Consider the following 3955-nt stretch of genomic DNA (forward strand, 5'->3'; position numbering starts at 1 on the left):
TTGGAAAACTCAGAACCTAGAAATTCTAAGCTATTCTTTAAGCCAACAATCACGGGGTTATGAACATTATTGATTTCATTCGTAATCGCTTTCCCAACTTCTCCATGCATGGAATTACTGGTGATGATGGCATTCATCCCATTTTTAGCGGTATCCAACTGACTCTGAGCAGTCGCGACCATCTTCATATAGGCCTCTTGGGCTTTCTGAAGCTCCGCAATATCGACATAAAATCCCATTAGCCTTCCTCCGTGTTTAAATACGGCTCATAATACCGAACAAAATCCTCACTGCGCATAAAGGCAGTCGATACTTGTTGCTGGGAGAGCTCGATAAAATTCAAATCAAATTTCACTGCGTTGCTTTTCTAAATTTATCATTATGGTTTATCCCAAAGAGGTGAGGAATACATATAGCTTCCTCTGTTAGATATGTCCCTTCGACCCTCACGTACTATAAAGTCCAATACATTAAAGAATTTTTTTTCAGCCTCAGAAAAATTATCAAATTCAAATGTTCTTCCAATTACATAAGCTCTCTCATCTCTGCTATTCACCATGAATAAACCATCTTTGTAAAATATATGTACAGCAAATGGTGTTCTATTTGTTTCATCGAAAAGAACATACCGTAAAGATATATAATTTTTTTCTTTTATAATACATTCTATTTCTTGTTTGAATTTTTCAATTTGTTCCGAATTCATTTTATCACCTCTTTTAATAAAGCTAAATCTTCATAATACTTCAAAGAATTCCCTAGTTGTATCTGAGTTCCTCCACCTGCTCCAAAGACTTTTGCAATTTCTCCTTGTTGAATATTAGCCAGATCTGACAAAGAAAATCCCCGGTTTTCCATTGCATCAATTAAGCTTTCTTTAACTTCTGATGAAGCTGTTTTAAAAGCATTTATTATATTTTCTTCTGTCAAATCATGCATTACTCTATATTGATGATAATCTTGATCCCCCTCTGGATAAGGTAATCCGCGTTTATTAAAAACTATAATTTTTCCATCTTCAACGTTAATTTACTGTTTACCATATCAAATCCATATTAACTCTCACTACTTGCCAGAATTTTTGACCCTTCTGGTAATAATTCTTCTAGCTCTTGACGGGTAAAATGCCTTTGTGCTGCGGCATTATTTTTTAAAACCTCAATGTGTTTTCGCCAAAAAAGCTTATTTGCTTCCTCTTGTGACATATTAGGTGGCCAAGCATCATTTTTTAGCCTAAAATGTAACTCTGCTAAATTCTTTTCTCCACTCTCAATCAACTGAAACAACTCTAGTGGCAATTCATACACCACTCGTTGTTCTGCAATACCTCCTTCATCCACGACAAGATAATATTGTTCGCCGTGTTTCCAGATATGCTGACCATACCCTGCGACTTCCTCAAACTTGATAACGTCTTCCCATGTAATATTGGTAATCCCCATCTTAGTATCCTCCTAATGATCTAGAGGTTATCAAAAGCGAAATGGTTAATCTTTATCTAGCGGTGACACGTAGTTATCTGGGAGTTTACCCTTCCAATCAATCCATTTTTGTTCTGCTAGAGGGATTAATTTTTCGAGTTCTTCTTGAGTAAAGTATTCTCTACTTTTAGGATTAGCTATAAGAGGGGTAAGTCCCTCCTCAATCCATTTTTTTTCACTAGCCTTTCTTTCTTCTTCGGTTGAAGGCCATTCATCATTTTGTAGCTTATAATGAATATCAACCATAGTTTTTGTCCCACTATCAAGCAACTGAAACAGCTCTAGAGGCAACTCATACACCACTCGTTGTTCCGCAATACCTCCTTCATCTGCGACAAGATAATACTGGCCATTATGCCTCCAAATCTGTTGACCGTAGCCTTTTATTTCCTCAAACTTGATAACTTCTTCCCATGTTAATTTACTGCGTTCCATGTGACATCTCCTTCCTTTATACTGATACCGTCCATGACACCCTCCGGCATGTCTCCTGGATAGGTTCTTCCCCCTGGTCGCCACCAACCATTCGCACCGTCTTCCCTACCACTTGGGATTGAGATCCCTTTTTCAGAGACAACTTCCGGTGCTACATCCAAGCGATAAAGTGGATTGTCACCTAAGTACCCTTCGTCAAAGCCCAGTAAGGTTTCATAGAGGCGATTATCACCTTTGGCGACATCTTGAATAACATCCGCATGGTCTTTACTCAACCAAAAACTTGTGCCATCTTTACCTCCAATAATTCCTTCTTGATAATTAGGATCTGGCTTAAATTTTTGAAATCTAGTAGCACCATTCTCAAATTGTTGTCTATGAGCCTCAATATAGTCTGGACTATAAGTATTTTCCACACTAGGACGATCATTTTTTGGAGTTCCCAGTATTCTATCTGGTGAGTAATCTGGCTGATACTCAACCTTAGGTGCCTTTTCCGAGATTTCCAACACTCTCACGCGGTCTTCTGGACTAAGGCCGGCCTCCGCATACTTGTTCCACTGGCTATAACGTTGAGCGTCCCCTGCCGACATACCGTCAATGAAAGTTCTCGCCTTTGCTCCACTCTCCACCACATCATCCGCATGTTTGCTTGAGAAGCGCATCACATCACGTAGTGTCTTACTCTCAACGCTGAAGGCAGGCATGGTTCCCATACCACCCACAAAGGCAACTACCTCTTTACGGATACCGACTGGGATTCGGGTATCTAATAGTTTCTCGCCAAATTTCCCAATGACATTATTGCTCTTCACTAGGATATTGTCAACCTTTGATCCCCATTTTTCAACATTTGTGAGAATTCTTGCTTTGGTGCTGTTCTTAGCTAACTGAATCATCTCAGCTGCCTTAGCTCCTAGCTTGGTCCCCTTAGCCATCTTCCCTACAGCTGCTGGACCGACAAAAAGACTGGCAACTTCAAAGGTCAAGCCTCCTGCATCATAGGCATCCATATGGGTAACTTTATCCCAAAGGGCTTTTCCTGTCTCTTGAGCACGATAAGCTGCCTTATCCGCATAGCTAGCATTGGGATCCTGGCCACGCTGAGCCGCTCCTGGATCCGTCAGAGCAGTGTAAGTTCCTACTCCTAACTCCGCAAGGCTAGACAGGTTATCTGCCGTTCCTTGCAAGTCCCGCTTCATCCACTCTGGAGTTTGACCTCCTGTTAAGCGATTGACGCCATCAATACTGGCAATACCAATAATCTGAGTCAAATCTACAGCTCCGATAGCAGTCTCTGAAACCATACTTCCAGCTGCACCAATAAATCCTTCCGCAAACAGGAGGGTATCTTTCATCCCTTGAGGAAGCGGTAGATTTCGTGTTCCCTCAACAACATCTCCCCACCAGGAACCAATCTCATTCGAGCGATCCTTCAGCCAGGCTTGGATGGGGTGATGACGGCGATAAGAAGCTTCTCGCTCAGCGGCTTCTTGTTCTGCCTTGCGTTTAGCAGCCTCAATCGCTTCTGCCTTGGCTTTCGCATACTGCTGATCCAGCTCATAAATCGCTTTACCGAGTTCTTCATGCGCCACAAAGTCGGTCAAAATAGGATCACTATAACTCAGAGTCTTCACTCGTCCCGTAGCCGCCATTTGGCTACTTAAAGCACTAAAAAGTTGCTCGGTACTGCTGGTCGTCATCATCTTATCAAAGGCATTTACCTTATTCTTCGTATCCTGAACATACTTCCGGGCTGTCTGGGTATTGGTATAGAAGGTGCTGCTTAAGGGAGCACTCAGACGATAGAGAGTCGAAATACCATCATAGATACTCTTGAAGTTAGTATCCATGACCTTGTGTTTCTCATCGGCTTCATTTAGCTTCTTGACCGCATCATCCAAAGTTTCTTCTGCTAGAACTGCGGTTGCGGAGGTTTCGCCGACAAGATTCTGAAAATCCGTGATCGTCTTGGAAAACTCAGAACCTAGAAATTCTAAGCCATTCTTTAAGCCAACAATCACGGGGTTATGAACATT

The 3955-nt window shown here is 41.7% G+C and carries 5 protein-coding genes and 1 pseudogene; all 6 read right to left on the reverse strand.

The genetic code is table 11. The features are described from left to right. Positions 1 to 239, reverse strand: a pseudogene (locus B7705_RS00060) (T7SS effector LXG polymorphic toxin); the annotation flags it as partial. Positions 240 to 379: 140 nt separating this feature from the next. Next, positions 380 to 706, reverse strand: a complete 327-nt coding sequence (locus B7705_RS00065) for an Imm59 family immunity protein (RefSeq protein WP_084946679.1) — start codon at positions 704 to 706, stop codon at positions 380 to 382. After that, entirely contained in the window at positions 703 to 939 is a 237-nt protein-coding gene (locus B7705_RS00070; RefSeq protein ID WP_158085991.1) for a hypothetical protein, read from the reverse strand. The genes B7705_RS00065 and B7705_RS00070 overlap by 4 nt, the downstream gene beginning before the upstream one ends. Positions 940 to 1055: 116 nt before the next feature. After that, a complete protein-coding gene (locus tag B7705_RS00075; protein ID WP_084946685.1) occupies positions 1056 to 1442 on the reverse strand; it encodes a hypothetical protein in 387 nt (128 codons plus the stop codon). Positions 1443 to 1487: 45 nt separating this feature from the next. After that, positions 1488 to 1916 (reverse strand): hypothetical protein, encoded by a 429-nt coding sequence (locus B7705_RS00080; protein WP_004263618.1) that lies wholly within the window; start codon positions 1914 to 1916, stop codon positions 1488 to 1490. Further along, the coding region (locus B7705_RS00085) for a T7SS effector LXG polymorphic toxin (RefSeq protein ID WP_239822320.1) at positions 1898 to 3955 on the reverse strand (2058 nt) is incomplete at its 5' end. The genes B7705_RS00085 and B7705_RS00080, both read right to left, overlap by 19 nt.

Origin of the sequence: Streptococcus oralis subsp. dentisani (assembly GCF_002096685.1) — a bacterium.
Lineage (GTDB): Bacteria > Bacillota > Bacilli > Lactobacillales > Streptococcaceae > Streptococcus > Streptococcus oralis_AD.